Source organism: Tannerella forsythia (genome assembly GCF_001006485.1).
Classification (GTDB): domain Bacteria; phylum Bacteroidota; class Bacteroidia; order Bacteroidales; family Tannerellaceae; genus Tannerella; species Tannerella forsythia.
In genome coordinates, this window is the sequence record NZ_JUET01000076.1 from 102,070 (window position 1) to 126,662 (window position 24,593).

Annotated in this window: 17 protein-coding genes and 1 pseudogene; 9 read left to right on the plus strand and 9 right to left on the minus strand. The window is 46.4% G+C overall.

Translation table 11 applies throughout. From position 1 onward, the window contains the following. Window positions 1–23 precede the first annotated feature (23 nt). Window positions 24–1,925, plus strand: coding sequence for an amidophosphoribosyltransferase (locus Tanf_RS06935; RefSeq protein ID WP_046825350.1), 1,902 nt, complete (start codon window positions 24–26; stop codon window positions 1,923–1,925). A gap of 40 nt (window positions 1,926–1,965) precedes the next feature. Beyond that, a complete protein-coding gene (locus tag Tanf_RS06940) occupies window positions 1,966–2,496 on the plus strand; it encodes a GNAT family N-acetyltransferase (protein WP_046825351.1) in 531 nt (176 codons plus the stop codon). 1,047 nt (window positions 2,497–3,543) lie between these two features. Here the strand turns inward: Tanf_RS06940 and Tanf_RS06945 are convergent. From Tanf_RS06945 to Tanf_RS06960, 4 genes are all read right to left on the minus strand, one after another. Beyond that, window positions 3,544–3,837: a PG0541 family transporter-associated protein gene (locus Tanf_RS06945; RefSeq protein WP_014225912.1), complete on the minus strand. Its 294-nt coding sequence runs from the start codon at window positions 3,835–3,837 to the stop codon at window positions 3,544–3,546. Window positions 3,838–3,840: 3 nt separating this feature from the next. Then, on the minus strand, window positions 3,841–7,008 hold the full coding sequence (locus Tanf_RS06950) for an efflux RND transporter permease subunit (RefSeq protein WP_046825352.1): 3,168 nt from the start codon (window positions 7,006–7,008) through the stop codon (window positions 3,841–3,843). Window positions 7,009–7,074: 66 nt separating this feature from the next. After that, window positions 7,075–8,091, minus strand: a complete 1,017-nt coding sequence (locus tag Tanf_RS06955) for an efflux RND transporter periplasmic adaptor subunit (RefSeq protein WP_046825353.1) — start codon at window positions 8,089–8,091, stop codon at window positions 7,075–7,077. Window positions 8,092–8,131: 40 nt separating this feature from the next. After that, complete coding sequence (locus Tanf_RS06960; RefSeq protein WP_046825416.1) at window positions 8,132–9,598, minus strand: TolC family protein; 1,467 nt, start codon at window positions 9,596–9,598, stop codon at window positions 8,132–8,134. A 228-nt stretch (window positions 9,599–9,826) separates the two neighbouring features. Here Tanf_RS06960 and Tanf_RS06965 point away from each other — a divergent pair, with 228 nt between their 5' ends. Beyond that, the gene (locus Tanf_RS06965; protein WP_046825354.1) at window positions 9,827–10,777 is read left to right on the plus strand and encodes a helix-turn-helix domain-containing protein; all 951 of its coding nucleotides are present in this window, start codon (window positions 9,827–9,829) and stop codon (window positions 10,775–10,777) included. Between the two features lie 193 nt (window positions 10,778–10,970). On the opposite strand, the gene Tanf_RS06970 is transcribed toward Tanf_RS06965, so the two are convergent. The 3 genes from Tanf_RS06970 to Tanf_RS06980 form a co-directional block, all read right to left on the minus strand. Further along, window positions 10,971–11,393: a 5-fold beta-flower protein gene (locus Tanf_RS06970; protein ID WP_046825417.1), complete on the minus strand. Its 423-nt coding sequence runs from the start codon at window positions 11,391–11,393 to the stop codon at window positions 10,971–10,973. A gap of 81 nt (window positions 11,394–11,474) precedes the next feature. Beyond that, window positions 11,475–13,031 (minus strand): peptide MFS transporter, encoded by a 1,557-nt coding sequence (locus tag Tanf_RS06975; RefSeq protein ID WP_046825418.1) that lies wholly within the window; start codon window positions 13,029–13,031, stop codon window positions 11,475–11,477. A gap of 57 nt (window positions 13,032–13,088) precedes the next feature. Next, the gene (locus tag Tanf_RS06980; protein ID WP_046825355.1) at window positions 13,089–14,159 is read right to left on the minus strand and encodes a DUF4831 family protein; all 1,071 of its coding nucleotides are present in this window, start codon (window positions 14,157–14,159) and stop codon (window positions 13,089–13,091) included. A gap of 102 nt (window positions 14,160–14,261) precedes the next feature. Between Tanf_RS06980 and Tanf_RS06985 the strand changes: the two genes are divergently transcribed. Next, the gene (locus tag Tanf_RS06985) at window positions 14,262–14,579 is read left to right on the plus strand and encodes a DUF3467 domain-containing protein (protein ID WP_046825356.1); all 318 of its coding nucleotides are present in this window, start codon (window positions 14,262–14,264) and stop codon (window positions 14,577–14,579) included. On the opposite strand, the gene Tanf_RS06990 is transcribed toward Tanf_RS06985, so the two are convergent. Beyond that, entirely contained in the window at window positions 14,576–15,538 is a 963-nt protein-coding gene (locus tag Tanf_RS06990; RefSeq protein WP_046825357.1) for an N-acetylornithine carbamoyltransferase, read from the minus strand. The two genes, Tanf_RS06985 and Tanf_RS06990, sit on opposite strands and share 4 nt — an antisense overlap. 224 nt (window positions 15,539–15,762) lie before the next feature. Between Tanf_RS06990 and Tanf_RS06995 the strand changes: the two genes are divergently transcribed. From Tanf_RS06995 to Tanf_RS07010, 4 genes are all read left to right on the plus strand, one after another. Further along, window positions 15,763–16,710, plus strand: a complete 948-nt coding sequence (locus Tanf_RS06995) for a FecR family protein (protein ID WP_046825358.1) — start codon at window positions 15,763–15,765, stop codon at window positions 16,708–16,710. A gap of 122 nt (window positions 16,711–16,832) precedes the next feature. Continuing rightward, window positions 16,833–20,051 carry a SusC/RagA family TonB-linked outer membrane protein gene (locus Tanf_RS07000; RefSeq protein ID WP_052449042.1) on the plus strand — a complete coding sequence of 1,073 codons (3,219 nt, stop codon included), beginning with the start codon at window positions 16,833–16,835 and terminating at the stop codon, window positions 20,049–20,051. Window positions 20,052–20,062: 11 nt separating this feature from the next. Then, the gene (locus tag Tanf_RS07005; RefSeq protein ID WP_041590902.1) at window positions 20,063–21,808 is read left to right on the plus strand and encodes a RagB/SusD family nutrient uptake outer membrane protein; all 1,746 of its coding nucleotides are present in this window, start codon (window positions 20,063–20,065) and stop codon (window positions 21,806–21,808) included. Between the two features lie 48 nt (window positions 21,809–21,856). Next, complete coding sequence (locus Tanf_RS07010; RefSeq protein ID WP_080948587.1) at window positions 21,857–23,338, plus strand: glycoside hydrolase family 30 protein; 1,482 nt, start codon at window positions 21,857–21,859, stop codon at window positions 23,336–23,338. Window positions 23,339–23,367: 29 nt separating this feature from the next. Here the strand turns inward: Tanf_RS07010 and Tanf_RS14255 are convergent. After that, a pseudogene (locus Tanf_RS14255) lies at window positions 23,368–23,582 on the minus strand (transposase); the annotation flags it as partial. 259 nt (window positions 23,583–23,841) lie between these two features. Between Tanf_RS14255 and Tanf_RS07015 the strand changes: the two are divergent. Further along, window positions 23,842–24,576, plus strand: coding sequence for an NUDIX hydrolase (locus Tanf_RS07015; RefSeq protein ID WP_046825360.1), 735 nt, complete (start codon window positions 23,842–23,844; stop codon window positions 24,574–24,576). Window positions 24,577–24,593 lie beyond the last annotated feature (17 nt).

Below are 24,593 nucleotides of genomic sequence, written 5' to 3' on the forward strand. Positions count from 1 at the left end.
TCAACAAGCAGTCAAATAACGGAATGGAAACATTAAAACACGAGTGCGGCGTAGCAATGATACGGCTGCTTAAGCCGCTCGAATACTATCACCGCAAATACGGCACATGGATGTATGCGCTCAACAAACTTTATCTCCTCATGGAGAAACAGCATAACCGCGGACAGGACGGAGCGGGTCTCGCCTGCGTCAAGTTCGAGGCTGCCCCCGGCGAAGAATACATGTTTCGCGAACGGGCGGTAGGCACCGATGCGATCACCGAGATTTTCGACACGGTGTATAGCCATTACAAAGGAATACCTGCCGAGCGGCTCAACGATCCACAGTTCGCGCAGGCTAACCTGCCTTTTGCTGCCGAACTGTATATGGGACATCTCCGATACAGCACGACGGGCAAGTCGGGGCTTTCGTACATCCATCCGTTTTTGCGTCGCAATAACTGGCGGGCACGTAACCTCGCTCTGTGTGGAAACTTCAACATGACGAACGTGCACTCCATCTTCAAAGAAATCACCGCTACGGGTCAGCACCCCCGGCAATACGCCGACACTTACTTTATCCTTGAGCAACTCGGCCATCTGCTCGACCGCGAAGCCGAGCGTCTCTTTCGCAAATATGAGGCGGAAGGTATGCAGGGAAGAGAAATCACCTGCGCCATCGAAGAAAATATTGACCTGACCCAGATGATTGGGAAAGCCGCTTCGACATGGGACGGCGGCTACGTGATCTGCGGCGTAACCGGAAGCGGCGAATCGTTTACCGTTCGCGATCCGTGGGGCATCCGTACCGCCTTCTACTATGCCGACGACGAGATCATCGTCACCGCCTCAGAGCGTCCCGTCATACAGACCGTGATGAATGTACAGGCCGACGACGTCAAAGAACTGCAACGCGGCGAAGCGCTAATGGTAAACCGCAAAGGCGAGATGCGGACTGTGCAGCTCCTCGACCGGAAGCCGTTGAGCGCATGCTCGTTCGAGCGTATCTACTTCTCGCGCGGCAGCGACAGGGATATCTACCGCGAGCGCAAACGGCTGGGCGAAAACCTCGTCGACTCCATCCTCAAAAAGGTGGACTGCGACATCGAACATACGGTCTTTTCTTACATCCCCAACACGGCCGAGATGGCTTACTATGGCATGATGGAAGGACTGCAAAAACACCTCGACCGGCTCATCTCCGAACAGCTTTCCGGAAGAGGCGCTTCGCTGAGCGAGGAAGAAATACGGAGAATCTTCGCGCAACGCATCCGCAGCGAGAAAGTGATCCTCAAAGACATCAAACTGCGCACCTTTATCGCCGAGGGAAATACCCGCAACGATCTGGCTGCACACGTTTATGACATTACCTACGGCAGCATCACGCCTCACGTCGATAACCTCGTGATCATCGACGACAGCATCGTGCGCGGAACGACCCTCAAGCAGAGCATCGTCAGCATCCTCGACCGCCTGCATCCCAAAAAGATCGTTGTCGTTTCCTCTTCGCCGCAAATCCGATACCCCGATTACTACGGCATCGACATGTCGAGCATGGGCGAGTTCATCGCTTTTCGCATGGCTATCGAGCTGCTCATCAGCCGGGGCATGGAACACGTCATCATCGACACGTACAACAAGGCTAAACAGCAGCAGGGGCAACCGGAAAACTCGATCGTCAACTGTGTGAAAGACATTTATGCGCCCTTTACCGACGAAGACATCTCGGATAAGATGGCGCAGATGCTCAGCGGGAAAGATATCCATGCCGGCATCGAAATTGTTTTCCAGACCCTCGACGGACTGCACGAAGCATGTCCCGATCACCCGGGCGACTGGTATTTTTCGGGCGACTACCCGACGCCGGGCGGCACGCGGCTCGTTAATCAGGCCTTTATCCACTACGTGGAGCAGAGTTATCTGAAACGCGGCCGAAGGATCATTTGACAGCTATATATATAATGTATAGGAACGGGAGGCTTTCGCAATGATGACACGCACTCGTATAACCGATACGCGGCATCCCTTTTTCAGTCGCACGTGGGAATTGTACGAAAGCGCTTTTCCGGCCGACGAGCGGCGGACGCTGCACCCGCAAAGCAAGGTGATGGAACGTGCGGCCTATCATTTCGAGGTTGTGACCGACAACGACGCCTTCGTCGGACTGTTGCTGTGGTGGCATTTCGACGACGTGCGCTACGTTGAGCATCTGGCCACGTTACCCGGACTGCGGGGGAAAGGATACGGAAAACAGGTACTCGAAACGTTCGTTGCCGAGTCCGACATTCCCGTATGGCTCGAAGTAGAACCTCCGACCGACGAGATGAAACGCCGGCGCGTCGGTTTCTACCAAAGGCTGGGGTTTGCGCTAAACGCCCATCATTACATGCAGCCGCCCTATACCGAAGGAGGCAGCCCCGTCCCTCTGCTGCTTATGACGCATCCCATTACCGTGACAGAGGCGGCCGTCCGAGACTTCTGCCGCACGTATCATCCCGTACTGACGGATTATACATAAAGAAGAGAGGCCGTCTTTATCCCAAATTACGCGATACATTGTTCGGCGTTTACCATTAATAATGGACGTGCGAATGTACGACAATGGTTACGTCAGGCTTTTCAGCCCTCCGCCGAGATGCGATGCCTTTTTCCTCAACGCTTTGCTTCCGCTCTTCCCCCCTTTGAAGGGGGGGATGGGGGGATGTTCCTCTGCGTTCGGGACACCGTGTACCCGGCATAACATAATTCAATTGTCAATTGTTATACCGGGTACATAATCCATATTCATTCAGGCTTTCAGCCCTCCGCCGAGGGGGTTGCCCTGTTTCCCAACGCTTCGCTTCGCTACGCATTGGGCTGAATTATTACGCCCTTTCAGGGCTGTTTTCCAATTGTTAATTGTCAATGGTTATTTGCTGGGTACATGATTCGGCGTGTACCACGCATAACAATTAACAATTACCTTGTCATTCAGAGCGAAGCGAAGAATCTCTTTTTTTTGTCACTTTTGGCTTGACCCAAAAGTAACCAAAAGGTCAAGGCTTCGTGCGCTTCGCACGACTTCGCGAGGCTCGCAGGTCGGAAAATCAGGTAACTCGCTTCGCTCGGACAGCCTGATTTTCTTTCGCCCCGCTCGCTGCTCCGTCGGCTCACCGCCCGAGGCCCATAGACGAACGTTGAAATGAATAGTCAATGGTTAATTGTCAATGGTTATTTTCTAAATACATGATTCGGCGTGTACCACGCATAACAATTAACAATTAACCATTGACAATTAACAACTGAATTTGTCATTCAGAGCGAAGCGAAGAATCTCCTTTCCTTTACCCCGCGGGATTCCTCACGGTGTTCGGAATGACAAGAGGGGGTTATTCGCGTCCATTTGCGCCATTTGCGTTCGGAGAAACCCCGACACCACACAAAAAAAGGGCGAACACTGAGGTTCGCCCCTACACGGCATACCGCACGCTGTTTGCTGACGGCTGACCGCACTGCATTCCTCCCTTTGAAGGGATAACATCCCCCCTTCGCTCCGCTCTTCCCCCCCTTTGAAGGGGTGTGTTCGTCAGATCGTTTGCTCCACGTGCCAGACAAAGGCGCGTAAGCCTAACTGAGGCGAGCGGGCGTCGATAGCCCTCAGCGCTTCAAGCAGCGGAGCGACCCTGTCGTCGTCGACCACCGAGAGGATGGCCGAATTCATGGCCGGCCACGCGTGCGATCCCAAGTGCGGCTCGCCCTTGTCCGATCCTCGCCCCTGTACTTGTTCGATGCGTGTATACCCCCGGCAGTTGAGATGGTTGAGTACGGCCATGATCTGCTCGAAATGCGCCTGATCGAATGTTATCAATACCGATTTCATACGTTATCTTGTTTGCTTGGTTTTAATAATCCGGTCTTTTTGCTCCTGATAGTATACGTCTAACTCACGTGATTTGCGTAATTTGCGCCGTTGGCGTTTTATTCCCACACCGGCAAACGAGCAGTAAAGGACGGGCACGAGCAACAGCGTAAGCAAGGTAGAGACCGTTAATCCGCCGATTACGGCGACCCCCATCGGGCGCCACATCTCGGAGCCTTGTCCGGAGCCGATGGCCATCGGAAGCATCCCGAGAATCGTCGTCATGGTCGTCATCAGTACGGGGCGCAAGCGGCTTTTTCCCGAAGTGATCACCGAGGTAATGACCGAGAGCCCGCGCTCGCGGCACAGGATAATGTAATCGATGAGCACGATCCCGTTCTTCACCACGATCCCGATCAGCATAATCGCTCCCAGGAGGCTCATCACGCTCAGCGTGGTACGCGTCAGGAATAAGGCCATCAGTACGCCGCTCACCGCGAAAGGTACGGAAAACATGATGATGAACGGGTAGGTGAGCGATTCGAATTGCGCCGCCATTACGATAAACACAAGCAGAATGATTATCACAGCCAAAATTCCGAGATCGGTAAACGCTTCCGCCTGATCTTCGAACGTGCCGGCCGCTTGCACTTTAATGTTGGGCGGAATCTCCATGCCATTGATGATCTTTTTCCCTTCGGCTACCACGGTACCGAGCGCCGCTCCGGAAGGGATGGCCGAGACGGTGACGATACGCTCGCGGTCTTTGCGTTCGATGGCCGGCGGTGCAAAACGTTCAACCACCGTGCCGACATCGCGAACGCGTACGGCGTGCCCCTGATTATTATAGAGAAGAATGTTCTCAATGTCGTCCAGATTGGTGCGAAATTCGGGAGCGTAGCGTACCACGATGTTGGATTCATCGCCGTCTTCGCGGTAACGCGAAGCGATGGAGCCGTAGATGCGGTTACGCAGGATGGTACCGGCTGTGGAGAGGTTGAGTCCGTGCATGGCCAGCTTTTCGCGGTCAAAGTCTACCTGATATTCGGGTAAGTAGTCCCCACGGCTGATGTTAACTTCGGACACTCCGTTTACTTTGAGCAGTTTTTCTTTCAGCTCCGCGGCGATGCGGTCGGTCGTAGCCAGATCGTAGCCGTAAATCTCGAAGTCGGCCGTCGACTGTCCGCCCATACTTCCTTTTTGACCGCCGGGAACGATACTTATTTTCGTAAATTCGGGATAGGCCTTCAGGTCTTCACGCATGCCGTCGGCGATTTCAACCATCGACCGCTCACGGTCTTCGGCATTCGACAAGCTGAAACTGAACGAGAGGATATGCGATCCGTTATCTCGCATCGAGGCGAACATATTGTCCGAGTCGGCCTGCCCTACGGAATAGCTGCATACCTGTATCTCGGGGTATTTCTTTCGCCATTCTTCCGACAGTTTCGCTCCCAGCTCGCGGGCTACCTCTTTACGCGTGCCTACGGGCAGCTCGAACGAGGTAGTGATGTAGCCGTTGTCCTGCATGGGGAGAAACTCCGAATGAATTTGCCCTGCGAAGATCATACTGAGTGCGAAAAAAGCGACGCACAAGAGAACCATCGTTTTGCGGTGACGTACCGCCCATCCCAGCATCCGGGCATACTGCACATCGAGCTTATCGAGTACCTGCCGTATGGGGCGATAAAGCGTACGGAACCGTTTCGACGGTTTCTTTTGCAGACGTAATAACCGCGAGCAGAGCATCGGTGTGAGCGTTAACGCCGCTACGGTCGATACGACCATGATCGTACACATCATCCAACCCAACTGTTTGAACAATACGCCGGTCATACCCGTGATCATCGTCAATGGGAAGAATACGGCAATCATTGTGAGCGTAGAAGCAACGACGGAGATGGCTACCTCGTTCGTTCCGTGAACAGCCGCCTGATTGGGCGCCGAGCCTCGCTCGATATGCGTCGTGACGTTTTCGAGCACCACGATGGCGTCGTCTACCACCATTCCGATGGCGATGGAGAGCGACGAAAGCGAGATGATGTTGATCGAGTTACCGGTAATAGCGAGATAGATAAACGATGCGATCAACGAGAACGGAATGGCTACGGAGATGATCAGCGTAGCGCGCCAGCGTCCTAAGAACAGGAAGATGACGAGCACCACGAAGAGCAGCGCGAACAATACCGTTTCCGTAAGGCTTTGGATCGTCTGGAGAATGTTTTCGGACGAGTCCCAGATGATGCCTAACTTCACATCCGAAGGCAGGTTCTTTTGCAGTTCGGGCAGCTTCTTCAATATCTTACGGGCAATGTCGACGGTGTTGGCGCCGGCCTGCTTCTGCACGACAATCATTCCTCCGCGTTTGTCGTTGGCGAACGATTCCTGTGCGCGCTCCTCTACCGTGTCGATAACTCGCGCCACATCGCGCAAGTAAACATTGGCGCCATTGCGCGATCCGACTACCATATTTTCCATCTGGCGGGCATCCTTGAACTCGCCCTCGACACGCAACGCATACGTTTCGTTTCCGATATCGAAGTTTCCTCCCGGTATGTTTCGGTTTTCTGCTCCGATGGCTGCGCTGATCGTTTCAATGGTCAGATGACAGGCCTCTAACTTGTTCGGGTCGCAATAGACCTGTATCTCGCGCTTGGGTGCACCCGCAACGGAGACTGTCCCGACGCCCGGGATACGCGCCAGCGGATTGGAAACGCCGTCGTCGAGAATTTTATGAAGCGCCGGCTGACTCTCCTCGGCTTGTACCGACAGGATAAGAATCGGGATCATGTCCGAACTGAATTTGAAGATCACGGGCGTTTCCGCGTTGTCGGGCAGGCGCGAACTGATCAGATCGAGCTTGTCGCGCACGTCGTTCGTCAGTTCGTTAATATCGTGACCGTATTCGAACTGCATTTGGATAAGCGACATATTCTCCGACGATCGGGAGGTGATATGCTTCAGGTTGCCGATCGTATTCAGCACGCTTTCCAGCGGACGCGAGACGTTATTCTCGATATCCGACGCACTGGCGCCGGGATAAGCCGTCATCACCATGATCGTGTTCGTCTCAATGTCGGGGTACAGATCGACCGGCAATCGCGACAGGGAGAATAATCCGAAAATCACGATCGCTATAAAGCAAAGAAAAGTCATTATCGGCCTTTTGACCGCTCCTTCGTATAGACTCATAATAATTGTTTTTTGGGGTACCGACCGAAGGATGTCTTTTCCTGCGCCGGCGTATTAATTAATCGTTTACTGCACGACCTCTACCCTGACGCTGTCTTTGATGGACGACTGATATTGTCCGCTGATCACGACGCGGGCATCATGGTCGATACCTGATACTATTTCATATTCGTCGTTCATGCGTCGTCCGAGCTGAACGACCCGTCGGTAAACGACGCTGTCTTGACAGACATAGACGTACCTCTCGCCCGAACCGGCTTGTTTGATGATCGCCTTGTCGGGGATAATGACATGATCGGCTGTGCCGAAGTTAAGCGTTACGCGGGCAAACATCCCGGGACGCACGCGCATGTCGCGGTTGTCGAGCCGTATTTCAACGACAAACGTGCGAGTGGTCGGGTCGATGGTCGGATAGAGCAGATTTACTTTTCCTTCAAACTCTTCTTCTCCGTACACATCGAATTTCACGCTGACAGTCGAGTTTTTGGCTATCCGTGTGAAATAACTCTCCGAAACGTTGATCAGAAGTTTGACGGGCATGATCTGCTCGACGGTCACCACCGGCGTTCCTCCGCCATACATGTCGCCACTGTCGTAATTGCGAGCCGTTACCACGCCGCTGATCGGACTTACGAGCGCCGTATTTTCGAGCATATTCTTGTATGACGTTTGACGCATCTCCAATGTCATTTTCGAGGCTTCCCACTCCGATTTGGAGACACCGCCGATTTTATACAATTCGTCGATGCGCGTGAATTCCGTCGCCTGATTATCTAATTGCAGTTTCAATTGCTTCAGACCGGAAGCGTCCATCTGTACCAGCTTCTGCCCTTTGCCGACGCGGTCGCCCACTTCGACGTATATTTTCTCGATGCGCACAGGCGAAGAAGGGGCGATATGGTTGGTTGCGTATGCCTGTACCGTTGCCGTATATTCCTGAACCTGATCGACCGGTCGTGTCGTAACCGAAGCGAGTTTCACTTTCGGCTTTTCGTCTTTTATCTCCTGTGTTTTGCTGCCTCCGGAGCAGGCGCTCAGCAGTCCTGTAAGGCAAAGGGCTGCTAATTGGTATCTCTTTCTCATTGATATCTTCTTTTTCATTGACATCTATCGTTTTATATTTTTACTTGATTTCTGTTTCTTTTCCCAATATCAGGTCGAGGTCTGTTTTAGCTACCAGATAGTTGTAGATCGACTGTGTGTAGGTCAATTGCGATTGCATCAGCGCCACTTCCGAATCGTTCAATTCAAGGATCGTGCCTTTACCTACATCGTATCGCTTCTGAGCGATACTGCGGCCTTTCATCGCCTGATTCACATTCTCCCTGTTTGAGGCGAGCTGTTCGACCGACTGCTGCATGTTGTTCAGATAGCTTTTGGCCTGCATATTCAGGTTTCTGCGAAGATTCGTCCGGTTCCAGTTCATCTGATTCAGTTGAATCTTTGTCTGTTTCATTTTGTAGAGCCGCCGACCGCCGGTATAGAGTGGAACGGAAACAGTGATTCCGACGGAACTGTAGGGATTCCACCGGTAATTACGGAACCTGAAATTTTCGTTCATTGCCGTCCATTGATAGATGGCCGAGAGCGACACGTTCGGCAGGAAAGCCGCTTTGTCCATCTCGCAGGTTTTTTTCAGCATCTCGGTTTGCAAATCCATTTGTTTGAGCGAAGAATTGAAGGCCAACTGTGCGGTATCGATATGCATATAGTCGGCGTACAGATCCGCTTCGTAATCCGAGAGTTTGCCCATTACGACGATGTTGAAACCCGCATCGACCCCCATCAATACCTTTAACTGGAGATTAGTCAATGTTACGGCATTCCGTGCCTGAATAAGGTTGGGATTGAGGTTGCGTACCTGTACCTCGGCACGTATCTTGTCGTATTCGGACACGAGTCCCTGCCTGAACTTATTTGTCACATTCTCCAGATTATCCTGTGCCTGCCTGTAGCTTTGTTTTAATACTTCATACGAATCTTGCGCCAGCAGGAGCTGGAAGTATGCTTTCGATACTTGATTCACCATGTCCAGCTTGGAGGCTCGTGCTTTTTCGGCGGCCAACTCCACATCAATGGCCGAAAGTTGAATGGATTTATACAGGGTAGGGGCGAACAGGGGCAGCGAAAGGTTAAATCCACCAGACCAGTTGTTGCTCAATCCTACTTCAATACCTTCGTTCGATCTTCCACCGCTGCCGCCTTTGGGAAGTTGCGGCATATCCATGCCTAATTTCTCGTAGAGAGGTTTGGTCAGCCCAATGATCGGTTCCAGCAGCATGGCAGCGAATCCTCCGCCATCGTCATCGCCTCCGCCCATATACATTACCTGCTTCTTAAGAGTGCGCGTATAGCCTGCCGATCCGGACAGCTGAGGAAATAACTGCGCAATCATCTCCTTGCGAGCATATTGTTTCTTTTCGATCTCCTGTCCGGCAACCCTGACCGTCGGATTTTCGGCCAGTGCGATTTCTATCGCTTGCTCGAGTTTGATCTTCAGGGTATCGGTATGCTGCTGCGAAAGACTGTTCTGTGCGTTTGCCGGAAGTCCCGACCCTCCGAGCCACAACCACAGAAGAATATATTTCATATTTCTTATCATCATATTTCGTGTTTAGTAATAACGAACGATTCCATAAATATTGATGACAAAAGTAGTGGATCCGTCATGGATGGAAAAGGGATAATCTGTTAGAAAATTAGTCAATATCGAATATTTGGGAAAGCGAATGACGGAAAAGTGGAAAAAATATGGGTGAAAAAAGAAAATATGGAAAAAAAGTAGTATCTTCGCTTCCGTTTACTAAGAAAAGAGCGGATGCCTCGTATCTTTGAAGATACCGTAAGAAGGTTGGGGAACATTGTCGTTTCGTCCGATGTTTTCCAAAATGATATTCTGGTCATGCATTATGATCACGATTATGCCACTCGCAACGATCGGGCGGGGCGAATTTACCAGCATTATCTAAGAGCTCCTTCACGCATGAATGCGTTGCTTTTTATCGGGGTTACAAGCGGTAGCATGGAGCTACAGGTCGATTATGTGAATTACAGCATATCGGATTACGGGCTTATGGTTATACTCCCGACACATATTACGCAAATGAAACGCATCAGCCCAGATCTGAAAGTATGGCTTCTGATGATTTCGACGTCGTATTTGGATACACTCTCACAATCGAAAGAAAAACATCCGTCGACGTTGATTTCGTATATGCAGCTAAAAAAACATCCGCTGAAACAGTTCGATTCTGAAAGATTTCAGCAGATTGGAAAGAGTTTGGACTTTCTTTGTGAGAAAATCAGACAACCTGAGCACTTTTTCTATCAAGGCTTGGTCAATATGGCATTACATCTGTTCCTGATGGATTTGGGAGATATTTATCTGGATAAACAAAAAACGTTGCATCCCCCCACATTGAGCCGCAAAGAAGAACTGTTTGCCGATTTTTTGGATTTGCTCTCCACGCATTGTAAGGAACAACATGAGGTTTCGTTTTATGCGAATAAACTTTGTATCACTTCACAGTATCTTTCGTTAGTGCTGAAGGAGCAGAGCGGCAAGTCGGCCAGCCGGTGGATTCAAGATGCCTTGATGCTCGAGGCGAAAATCTTGCTTAAAGCACCCCGTGCAAGTGTACAGCAAGTGGCGGACGAACTGTATTTTCCTGATCAGTCTACCTTCGGAAAATTTTTCAAAAAACATGAGGGGCTTTCACCCATCGCTTTTCGCAGACAGGGAGTCCCTCTTTTTAAGGATAAAATATAAAAGGTACGTACATAACGGGTGAACGGCTTCGTTGCTTGCGGAATGTAAACTCGGTCATATACGTTTGTATGCTCCCTCGCTTTCATCCTTAGCGTCTTGCATTTCACCCATGCATACACACCTAAAGAGGGTGTGCCCAAACATTGCGTTTTGACACACCCCCCTCTTACGAAGATTTACTCTCTTTGCTTTTTTAAAAATCAAAGAAAAAGAAAGCGACTGCTGCCCATTCTTTTTTTACTCCCGAAGCCCGGCCGATGCTCGAATTGTTCTTGTTGCGCACCGTACCATCAGACTCGATCTTACCGATTTTTGTGTTGTTTTCGTTACGTACTGTGCCGTCGGACTCGACCTTCCCAACCTTTGAATTGCTGGCATTACGAATTGTCCCATCCGATTCAATTTTACCGATTTGTGCATTGTTACGGTCGCGGATGGTTCCGTTCGATTCGATCTTACCCACCTGCGAATTGCTTTTGTTGCGAATCACGCCGTCGGAGCTGATGCTGCCAATCTGCTGATTACTGTTTCCACGCAACGTCTGCGCACTGGTTTGTTGCGGCATTGCAATCCATGCCATCAGGCACGCCGCAAGGATGTACATCATTTTTTTCATGTCTTTTACATTGAAGAGATTCATTTTTCTTTCCCAAAAGTTTACTGGCGTTTCTTGTTGTTTCTTGAGCGGTTGTTTTTTTTATTTCGCCACCCGTTCAAGCCATTTGACCATACTCAACATAACAATCATTGACAGACCTGTTGCTGCCACAAAAACTAACCAGCATATCCACAAAGGAACCGAAGAATATAATATCCCCCCAATGAATAACAACGCATTACCTATTGCTGTTGCTGCAAGCCATGCTCCTTGCATTAATCCCTGCAAATGAGGCGGTGATACTTTAGATACAAAAGATAATCCGAGAGGAGAAATAAATAATTCGGCTACAGTTAAGATGAAGTACATTCCGACTAATATCCAAGGTGTTACTCGCATAGATTGAATGGCCTCCAAACTCATATTTCCTAAAGATTCTTTTGCCGGTAAAGCCAATGAAATAATCATAATAAAAATATAAGCGATTGATGCTATCCCCATACCTATAGCAATTTTCATCGGTGTGGATGGCTCTTTTCCTCTTTTTCGCAAAGCACCAAAAAGCCACATCACTAATGGAGTTAATGTTACAACAAAGAACGGATTTACAGACTGAAAAATTTCTGCACCTTTAATTCGCGTAAAGCCCAGATCAATATTAATAATGTCCAGATTTACATAGTCTCTGGCAAAATATGTCAAAGAGTACCCATTCTGATGGAAGGACAACCAGAAGAATATGACTACACCAAATACAGCAAATAAGGCATATATGCGTTGTCTGATTTCATTTGCACTCATTTTTATTTCCTCTTTGGTTATAGTTCCTTGAGTATTTTTTGCTTTTAAAGCGGGATCCGGAAATTTGGCTTTATTGAATAGGTAGATGATTATTGAAATAATCATTGCTACAATAGCAGCCATAAAAGCATATTGAAAACCTCTGTTAAACACCTCCAAATAGTTGTTTGAGAAATTTGTTAAGTCAATTAGGGTATCAGGTTTTGTAAGATAGGTTGAATTGGCATATTCTGTTAAACGACTTAATGATTCTGTTGCCATTGAGTCTCCCTTTCTTAAATATTCATGACAAAGCTCAGGCAATTCAGCATTATAGTCAAAGTTGTTAACCTTTAACCACCAGTTCCTGACCCCAATAGCTATAAAAGGAGCAAAAAAGCCTCCGATATTTATGAACATATAGAAAATTTGAAATCCAGCATCTCTTTGACTGGCATATTTCGGATCATCATACATTTGTCCGACAATCGCCTGTAAATTCCCTTTGAATAAACCATTACCAAAAGCAATAACTAACAATCCCAGGCATGTGATAATTAAATAAAGAGTGAGGTTGGGTACTGGAGTAGGAGTAGGAATGGCTATAATAAGGTAACCTATAGCCATTAAGATTAAGCCTATAAGAATAATGCCTTTATAATTTTTCGTTCTGTCTGCAATAAGTCCTCCTACCAATGCCAAAAGATAGATGGAGGCATAAAATGCAGAATAAACATAACCTGTTTGTGTTTCTGACAATCCAAATTTAGCAGAAATAAATAGTGTCAAAATGGCCATCATAATGTAGAAACCAAATCGTTCTCCCATATTTGACAGCGCAGCTCCGATAAGCCCTTTAGGGTGATCTTTAAAAATCATAATTAATTACTTTAAATATAGTTATACATTGTATATTGTTTAATTCAGTTGACTTTATTGAATAATCTGTTTAATTGCTCCGGTTTCGGGATAGAAAAAGACTTTGACAGGGGCTTTCTTGTCATCAAACATCACCGGAGCCAGCCCTTCGCGAGTACCGAACTGCACGATCTGCACCTCGCCCTGATAGAGTTTCTTCGTACCCGTTTCAATCTCGACATGTGCCTTGCCCGGCACGTTATATACAATACCTTTCAGCATTTTTTCTTTCTTCTCGGCTTCTTTTGGGTCAAGTTCCGGAGCACGTTCTGTGGCATGCAGACTCAGGTAGACGGGTTGTCCGCCCAAATCGTCGGCATCTAAGAGGCCAAGTTTTTCCGAGAAACGGAATAACACCTCTTTATTGAGGTCGTCTTGTGGGACGATGCGTACTTCATGAAAAGTCGTTTTACGCTGCCGGCGACCGATAAAGAGTGTTGTCAGTGCCTGCTCCTGATCGGTAAGTTGTTGCAGCACAAGTCTCATAGCTTCACCATCGGGGGGCATGTTATCGGCCTCTCCCGAAACAATATCCATCTTGCTTTCGCGCAGCCGGTAGATTTGTTTGGCAGCTACTTCGGCCTGTCGTGTTACGGAGCCGGCCATAAGCAGTTCCTCGGTCATTACGGCGGTTACGTCGGTCGTTTCTGCTGCTTGCGCTTCGTGCTTCGTATTTTTCAGATTCGATTCGGCTGGGGTATAGTCAGCGTTAATCGAGCACATCAGGCCGTCTTCGGTCAGATAGACGTATGGCGCAACAGTTCTCGATTTGAATTCGATCGTATAGGTATTTTCTTCGTCGGGTACGCCTTTATTCTCTAAATAGATTTTTCCCAATTCATAATATACATGGTCGTTCGTCACGGCGTCTTTTACCCCCAGATATTTTTCTGCGTATTTATAGTAGGGTCCGGCCTTACAAGTTACTTTCGTCACTTCAGCGGTTACGATAAGCGACGTTTTGGGGAGAGCGTAAGTCACTCCGTATCCGTTGCTTTTCATGGCCACTTTTTTCTCGACCCGCGTCTGCGATATTGCAACAAACGATCCGAGCAATAGGCTGACAACTAATATATTGGTTCTCATTTTTTGTTCTTTTTTTGAAAATAATCGCACAAATCTATGCAATATTTTCCGTTCCTGCAAAATTGTATGTACTTTTGTCCCGTTATCAAATGAACGTTTATAATGGAAAATTCTCCTGCACCGAATGAAATACAAGTAGAAATTACGGACGATATGGCACAGGGCACATATGCTAATCTGGCGATAGTGGCACATTCGTCATCCGAGTTTATTCTCGACTTTATCCAGATTATGCCGGGTGCTCCTAAAGCGAAGGTTAAGAGCCGTATTATTCTTACCCCCGACAATGCACAGCGTTTGCTTTATGCCTTGCAGGATAATATCCGCAAGTTTGAAGAGCAGCAGCAAAGCGGGGGAGGCACGAACACGGATGCATTCAGCAACCTCATTCCGCCAATCGGTACGCCGGGACAGGCCTAAGCGATTGATTTTAAGTCTTCCAACATCTGTTTGAGTACGGTTTGTGCCGAAATCTCGCGGTTGGCTGCTTGTGCAATAACAAGACTCTGAGGACTTTCAATCACTTCGTCGGTTACAATCAAATTACGGCGCACAGGCAGACAGTGCATGAAAAATGCCTGATTGGTCAGTGCCATTTTTTCGGTATCGACCGTCCATGAACGATCGGTACTGAGCACTTCTCCGTAATGCGGGTCTTTGTATGCCGCCCAGTTTTTAGCGTAGATAAAATCGGCTCCTTCAAAAGCTTTGCGTTGGTTATGTTCTACCCGGGCAGTCCCGACAAATTGCGGGTCTAATTCGTATCCTTCGGGATGCGTAATGACGAGTTCGTATCCGGCGGCATTTATCCATTCGGCAAAGCTATTGGGCACGGCCTGCGGTAATGCGCGCGGATGCGGCGTCCAAGTCAGCACGATTTTCGGACGTTCTGTACGTTTATATTCTTCAATCGTGATCAGGTCGGCAAAACTTTGTAAAGGATGGCGCGTGGCGGCTTCCATGCTGAAGACCGGTCGGCCGGAGTAGCGAATAAACTGCTGAAGAATTTTTTCGCTGTAGTCGTCTTCCTTATTTTCAAAACGCGCAAACGAGCGTACCCCGATGATGTCGCAATAACACCCCATAACGGGAATGGCTTCCAGCAAATGCTCGCTTTTGTCACCATCCATTACTACTCCCCGTTCGGTTTCCAGCCGCCACGCTCCCTGATTGACATCGAGCACGATAACGTTCATACCCAAATTAGTAGCAGCCTTCTGTGTACTTAGTCGAGTACGCAGGCTATTATTGAAAAAAATAAGCAATGCCGTCTTGTTTTTGCCCACTTCTTGATATTGGAAACGGTTCTTCTTAAGCTCCAAGGCTTCTTTTATAGCCTGACGAACATCGCCGATATCTTTTACTTTCGTAAAATTCATATGATTCGTGTCTTTTGTCGTTTTATGGTTTGCTCTGCAAATTTACATAAAAATCCGCCTGCTTTCAAGCGTTATGGATAAAAAATCAAGCTTTCCATTCTGAATCAACGTTTCTTTCTTATCCGAAGCGCAGATGTATATTGTTGAGAAGAGATGAATCGACTTTTTTTGATTTTATTTAGGGTTTATGCCTAAACGTTTGCTTTATACACAAACGATAATGAATGAAACGCGAAACGTTACATAGTTTTTTCGACGGAACGGCTACATCTGAAGAGGTACGGTCAGTCAAGGAATGGCTGGCCGAATCGGAGGAACACATGAAGGAACTGATATCCGAACGTGCATTTTTCGACGCGCTGATCTTGTCAGAAAACGAAGAGGAAACATCTATCCTGCGTGTTGAAAAACAACGGAGAGTTTATCGCAGAATAGGAGTGGAGCTGTTGAAAATTGTCGCTGTGGCGGCCGTAGTTGCCGGAATAGCTTTCTCGGTTTACTCGGCGAAGGTGAACGAAGTCAGATCGGAAAGGCATACGCTTACCGTTCCGGCTGGGCAACGTGCGAATCTTCGTCTGCCGGACGGTACGAACGTGTGGCTCAATGCTCGTTCGGTTATTACCTATCCTTCGTATTTTTCGGACGACGTTCGCGAGGTAGAGCTGAATGGCGAAGCTTATTTCGAGGTCGCCCACGATGCCCGTCATCCTTTTGTCGTGCATACCGAACGCTACGATATCAACGTGCTGGGTACGAAGTTTAATGTCGAATCGTATACTGACTCGAGATCATTCTCTACGGCTTTGATGGAGGGAGCTGTTGAAATTACGGTTGCGGACGATCCGCTTCATTCCATCAGGCTGGCACCGAATCAGAAAGCTGTCGAAACAAATGGGCGGCTGTCAGTGACGGCGATCGATGAGTACGAAAGTTACCGCTGGCGCGAAGGGCTGCTTTGCTTCCGGAACACTCCCTTTGAAGAACTGATGTCTCGCCTTGAAAAATGTTACGGCATTACTGTCCGGATCGAAAATGACCGGATCAGGCGGAAGGTTTTCAGCGGTAAGTTCCGCATATCGGACGGAATGGAAAATATATTGCGTCTGCTTCAACAAGAAGAGCGTTATGTGTTTGAACGTGACGAATCCGAGTCGGTCATTTACATTCGCTGAAAATTCATGCTAAATATCTAATTCCATCATAAAAAACATTTAACAATATGGCAAAAAAACATTTATCGAAGAATCCGGATAAACGGAATCCTTTATTCAGAAACCTGTTCCGATGTACGAACATGTTTGTGCTATCGTTTTTACTGGCTTCCGGTAGTATACATGCCGGCGTATTGTCGGAGCAGGAGAACAAAGTCTCGCTTGAGAAAAGCAACGTTTGTCTCGAACAGATTATTCATGAAATCGAATCTCAGTCCGGCTATTTGTTCATTTACTCGGGCGATGTAGACATCAAGCGCGAGTATTCTCTCAATGTACGTCAGCAGGGAATTCGGGAGACATTGCAGGAATTGTTCGGTAACTCCGGTATCAAGTATCGGATCGACGGTTCTTATATCGTCCTTTCGAAAGACAAACAAGAGGCCGCTAAACAATCGGTTACTCAGGCTTCGCGACGTATCAGCGGAAAAGTGGTTGATGCCGAAGGGCAGCCGGTGATCGGCGCCAATGTTGTGGAGAAAGGCACAGGCCACGGCGTGATCACCGATGTCGACGGGCGTTTTTCGCTCGAGATGCCGGAGAAGGCTGTTCTTCAGATCTCGTACATCGGCTACGTGACACAGGAGATTCCGGTCAGAAACCGGAAAGATTTTTCCATAGTGCTCGAAGACGACACCAAACTCTTGGACGAAGTGGTGGTGATAGGTTACGGTTCCGTTTCGAAGAAAGAACTGACCAGTGCCATTTCGCACGTATCGGCCAAGGATATGTTGCAGATTGGCAACAGCAATCCTGCTATGAAGATTCAGGGAAAAGTGGCAGGTGTGAATATCGATAATACGGCTTCGGCGGATCCTAACAGCAGCGCAAACGTACAAATACGCGGAGTTTCCTCGCGTAGTGCCGGTTTAGGCCCATTGATTGTCATCGACGGTGTCCCCGGTGGAAGTCTTGACAATGTGAATGAAAACGATATCGAGTCCATCGATGTACTGAAAGACGGCGCGGCTTCGGCCATCTATGGCACCCGCGGCTCCAATGGAGTAATTGTCATCACCACAAAGAAAGGCTCTATGGATGGTAATATCCATACCTACTATTCGGGGTTTGTGAATGTTGCCACTCCGATTAGAGAATTGGAAGTACTGGGGGGAGATGAGTTTAGAAAATATAATCGCGGAAATGATTACGGGGCCAATACGGATTGGTTCGACGAAATCACAAAAGTGGGCATATCGCATAGTCATACTTTGCAAGTGACCGGAGGAAACTCAAAGAATAATTATAAAGGCACGGTGGATGTGAAAAACTCCGAGGGTATCGATTTACGTTCTTCCAAAAAAGAAATAGGCGCACGCCTCAGTTTGAATCATACCTCTAAGTCTGAATTATATAACATCGTATTAAATGTAGCTCCGCGAACAATTGATTATGAGCACTCGGACTATAACGCTTTTTGGACAGCCCTGACCGTGAATCCGACTATTCCCGTGATGGATCCCAAAGAGCCCAATAAGTATTATAAACTGACAGGGTGGGATACTTACAATCCTGTGGAAACGTTGAAGTTGGAAGAACATGGCGGTAAGGGGAAAATCTTAAACTGGGACGGGACTTTCAAATTGAATCTACTCCCTTTATTGTGTCAGAATAAAGCTCATTATCTCAGCACGCAGGTTACTTTGGCCCAACAGATTATAGATTATGATAATTTCTTTTTCCGCCCCTCGACTTCTACCCGTGCGGAGCAGAAAGGCTTCAAAGGAGAAGCCAGCAAAAGTTATGATAAACATAAACAGGAGTCTTTAGAGTGGTTGGTGAACTATATGTTCGACAAAAACAACCATCATTTGAAGTTGATGGGAGGATACTCTTATCAATACTTCGAAAACTCGGGTTTCAATGCGGAAAACAAGAACTTTGCTTCCGATCTGCTGTCGTATAACAACTTGGGGGCAGGCTCTTATAACAGCGCGGCAATCGGGCGTTTAGGCATGGGCTCGTATAAGAATGACTCAAAGTTGATAGCGTTCTTCGGGCGTATCAGTTATAACCTGTCTGACAAATATTTTGCGACTTTTTCATTGCGTCGCGAAGGATCTTCCAAATTCGGAAAAAACAATAAGTGGGGCTCTTTTCCGGCCGTATCGGCGGGATGGAGAATCAGCGAAGAGAAATTTATGAAAAATCTGACATGGATTGATGATTTGAAAATCAGGGGAGATTATGGCGTGACGGGCAATCAGGAATTTGACAGTTACCAGTCTCTGGCCACCATGGGGAGTTATGACCTGAATTTTTATAAAGGACAATACATTCGGGGATGGTCGTTCAATTCTAATCCCAATCCTGATATAAAGTGGGAGAAGGGCAAGAACTGGAACATAGGCGTCGATTTCGTCCTTTTCAATCAGCGCTTGACGGGAAGCATGAACTATTATTCGAGAAGACAATCCGACTTGTTGGGCAGTTATAATGTGTCTCTCCCTCCCAATGGCACTCCTACCACTTTTGTGAATGTGGGTACGATGAAGAATTCCGGTCTGGAGATTGATTTGACTTGGAATGCGGTCAAGACACAAAAAACGGGTTATACCATCGGATTTGTCGGCGCCACCTCCAATAATCGTTTTGTCTCCTTTTCCAATCAGATGCATAAAGGACAGTCTTTTTATTGGATGAGTTCATTCCCCACTTATCCGGGAGACCCGGGACCAGTTCAGCGCATTGAGGAAGGAGAACGTATAGGTAATTTTTACACGTTCGAATATGCAGGTGTCAATAATGAAGGCCAATGGTTGATCCGTTCCAAAAACGGTGACGTCATTCCTATCAATAAAGGTACCGATGAGGACAAGCGTGTAGTAGGTAACGGATTGCCTAAATTTACAATGTCGATGACTCATTCTTTCAGATATAAGAACTTTGATATGAGCTTGTTTTTCCGTGGTAATTTCGGTTTCCAGATTTATGATACCCATAATTTGTACTACGGGCTGCAATCGGCCGCACCTAACACGAATGTTTTAAAATCAGCATATAAAGAAAACAGTGCCGTAAGTACCGGAAAAAATGTACATAGCGATTATTTTGTGCATAATGGTGATTTCTTAAAGCTGGATGTCGCTACATTAGGATATAATTATGACGTCAATTCGAAGTGGCTGAAGAAAGTACGCGTTTATTGCACTGCACGTAATTTATTTACCATCAGTGGATATAAGGGGCTGGATATGGATACATTCGCAGTAAATGGAATGGAGCCGGGAGTGTCTGCCAACAAAATAAGTTATTATCCTTCTTCAAGACAATTTTTATTAGGTGTTCAAATTGACTTTTAATATATGGCATTATGAAAAGAATAAGTTTAAAACAAATATGGGTCGGTTTAGGCCTTTTGGCAACAACAGGCTGTACTGATTTGTCTGAAAACACATACAGCATTATTCCTCAAGATGAATTTTACCAAACGAAGGAGAACGTGCTTCAAAGCTTTGTCCGGCCTTTCGGACATGCATATTGGTTGAGCTCCAGAAGTTCATACTTGTTCGGCGAGCTTTCGGCAGACCAATATATGATAGTGCAGAGAGAAGAGCATTGGTATGACGGAGGAGCTTATTTCCGCCTTCATTATCATACTTGGACCATTGACGACTGGTTTGTCAACAACATGTGGAAAGACGCTTATCGGGGCATCATTCAGTGTAATTCGGTGATATCCGACTTTTCGAAACTAAACCCTACTCGCCTAGGCTATTCGGAACAAGAATTCAATGATTTCATTTCACAACAGCGGGTTTTACGGGCATGGATGTATATGACGCTTTTTGACGTAATGCATAACATTCCGCTTGTGACCCAATATCCGAGTTCCGAGCTGCCGCATCAATCTACGCCCAAAGAGACCTTTGCTTTCCTTGAGAAAGAACTTTTGGAGGCTCTTCCTACTTTGAGTGTCAAATCGAAAAGCGGAGGAAACGGGCCTGATCAAGGATTATGGAATCAGGCCGGAGCGGCAGCATTGTTGGCCCGGCTCTATATGAATGCTTCGTGGTGGATTGATGAAGATAAAAGTGCCGAGTGTGAAAAGATTTGTGAAGACATCATCAACGGAAAATATGGCTACTACCAAATAGCCGACAGATGGGACGCTCCTTTTGATTGGGATAATGATAAATGCGATGAGGTGATTTATGCCTTTGCCAGCTCTTACGGAGGGGCTCATTGGGCATATACGGGAAATATGCATTGGTATGTGGCGCCTTTCATGTCGGCACCGTATTTCGGCTTTACAGATTGGGGACGGTGCAATCCGAAGTATGCTTTGCAACCGGGACTGGATTTGGAAGGCAGGGAATATACATTTGATAATGGAAAACCTGTACGTAAATTCATGAATTATCCGGATGATGTACGTTTGAAGAAATATCGAAATCTGGGAAAAGGAAAACGCGAAGGATTATTCTTGTACGGGACTTTGGATTATTCTACTCCGGACGGAAAAACAAAATATGTGCGCTCGGATAATGATGCTTATCAACTGTATATCCGCGACCAAGTAGGTATCTTCCAAGATACGGATACATTGAGTGTTTCGCCCGCACCTTCCAGCGGCAAAGAGACTCCCAAATCGGCAATGCCTTACGGTGACCAGAATTCCGGCTGGTGTCTGGTTAAGTATCCTATCTACAGGTCGGACGATCCTGCAAAAATAGAATCTGATTACACGGTGATTCGCCTAGCAGAAATTTATTATTATCTGGCGGAAATAAAATTTAATAAAGGAGAACGAGCATCTGCCGCCAAATTGCTTAACACCGTTAGAAAGAGGTATTATCCGGAAGGGTCTCCGAGTTTATATAATGAAGACGGCAGCCAAATTACCAAACAAGAGTTGCTGGATGAATGGGGACGGGAATTTATAGGTGAAGGACAGCGAAGGCGTGTCTTGTGCCGATTTGGAGTTTATAATTCCGGGACTTGGTGGGATAAAGAACCGGACGCGGATAAACACACCATGTGGATTCCTCTTTCACGTACTGTTCTTCAAACGAACCCTAACCTGAAACAAAATCCCGGCTATCCTACTATTAATTAAGTAATAAATTGTCCAATTTTATTTGATTTTGAAATGGAAAAAAGAAGTATGAAAAGATTCTCAAAAAGAATCTTGATGTTTAGTTGCCTGGCAATGAGTGTGTCTAACTTGTATGCTCAATCTTATACATGGTTTTGCAGTACAGAGAATGATGTATGGAAAGAGACGAAGATAAAGTTACAATCGAAGAGTGAAACGACTCCGATATTGAAGGTCACAGGAGCAGAAAGTATACAAATATTTAAAAGATGGGGAACCTGTTTTAATGAATTGGGATGGGATGCACTTAACCTGTTATCTCTTGAGCAACAGGACGCCATTTTAAGCAAACTGTTCTCACCCGATGGAGAATTGCATTTCTCTATGGGGCGCATCCCGATGAATGCTAATGACTATGCCCGCGACTGGTATAGTTGCGATGAAGTTGACGGCGATTTTCAATTGAAATATTTTAATATCGATCGCGATAAAAAAACGATTATACCTTTCATAAGAAAAGCACTGCATTATAATCCGAATATGACTTTCTGGATTTCTCCATGGTCGCCCCCCTCGTGGATGAAAGTAAATCATTATTATTCGATTCTCAGTAATGATAAAGTGAATAAGATGTCTCCTTTATCCAATGTTATTCTTCATGAGAACAGTACGGAGAGAAATGATGCTTACTACCCCAAGCAACTTGCCGTGAATGACTATTTTATTCAGGATACACGTTATTTGAGAACGTATGCCGATTATTTTTGCAGATTCATTTCCGCTTATCAGGATGAAAATATTCCTGTAACAAAGGTGATGTTCCAGAATGAGCCATGGGCGTTTACCATATATCCGGGTTGTGCATGGACTCCGGAAGGAATCATTCGTTTTAATGTTGAGTATTTAGCTCCGGAATTAAAGAAACGGCATCCCGACGTTTCTCTTTATCTGGGAACGCTTAACACAAATCGTTTTGAAATAGTCGACAAGATTCTCTCTGACCCTCGCATGCATAAAACGGTGGACGGTTTAGGATTTCAATGGTGGGGGGGGCAGATTTTGCCTGATATTCGTAAAAAATATCCTCATTATAAATATATGCAGACAGAAAACGAATGCGGTTCGGGGACTTTTGACTGGAAAGCGGCGGAGCATACGTTTAATTTGATAAATCATTATTTAGGAAATGGTTGTGAAGAGTATACATTTTGGAATGCGATATTGTGTGACGAGGGTACAAGCGGATGGGGATGGAAACAGAATGCTCTGATTCATGTGGATTCTAAAACCGAGGCGGTAACTTATACTCCGGAATATTATGCCGTGAGACATTTTAGTGATAAAGTAACTTCCGGTACAAAGGTGTTACAGTACAAAGAAAAAGGTGATGATAAATTACCCGCTATGGTTTTTCTAACTTCAGATAATAAATATTTGGTAGTGGCAGGTAACTTTAATGATGAGCCACGGAAGTTGACAATACAATTAGGAGCTAAATTTTTAGTTGCAACTTTAAAGCCGCATTCGTTTAATTCCTTTTATATGAAATAAAAAATTGCGTGAGTTCGGGATAATGTTTATTAGAATAAGATCATCTGTTTTGTCTGTTGTGTATGGTGTATCCATAAATCACTTCAGGTTTATTGTCGTAAAAACAGTATGCCGCTATAGCTGAGACCGGATTCATGATGAAGTTATTGATTGATCGATGTCTTGAGTGTACGAGTTTGCCTGTGTTTTTCAGCATATCATTGATACATTCTATGATGTACCTTTTCCTTAACATGATTCTGTCTCACAAGGGCATAAGCATCCCCTTTATTATACCTAAAGAAACCGATATGCGAAAAACTTAAAATTAAGGTATTTCTACCTTATTGTCTTTTATACAATTATATCATATTGTATATATTACGATAACAATATGGATCGTTATTGTAATATAGGTGATATGTATTCATTTGTGATATAGTGTTTTATGGTGTTAGATAAAAGATTTATTTTTTGTTTTCGGAAAAACTTATCTATATTTGTAGTGCTCAAGACAGAAAGTTATGCAAAATACTACAGTACATGTCATGCCGTTGGCAAACAATCATATCTCCGTAGACTGTGTGGTAATCGGGTTCGACGGAGAACAGCTAAAAGTGCTGCTGATAAAGCGTGTAGGTGAAGAGAAAGGAGAAATCTTTCACGACATGAAACTTCCGGGAAGCCTGATTTACATGGACGAGGATTTGGATGAGGCGGCAAAAAGAGTGCTGAAAGAGCTTACAGGGCTGAAAAACGTCAACATGATGCAGTTTAAAACGTTCGGATCGAAAAACCGTACGAAAGACCCTAAAGACGTTCATTGGCTGGAGCGGGCAATGCAATTGAAGGTGGAACGCATCGTCACCATAGCCTACCTATCGCTGGTGAAGATAGACCGGGCGTTGAATAGGGATTTAGACAATTATCAGGCCGATTGGGTGGCTATACAGAATGTAAAGACATTAGCTTTCGACCATAATCTGATAATCAAGGAGGCCTTGACTTACATCCGCCAATACATCGAGTTCAATCCGTCTTCTTTGTTTGACCTGTTGCCCCGAAAGTTTACGGCATCTCAATTGCGCACTTTATATGGGTTGGTGTACGGAAAACAAATCGATGTGCGTAACTTCCATAAGAAAATAGCAATGATGGAATACGTCGTCCCGCTGGAAGAGAAACAACAGGGAGTGGCTCATCGGGCGGCACGATACTACCGGTTCGACAAGAAAATATATAATAAAATTAGACGATAACAGATGTTAGCGGATTT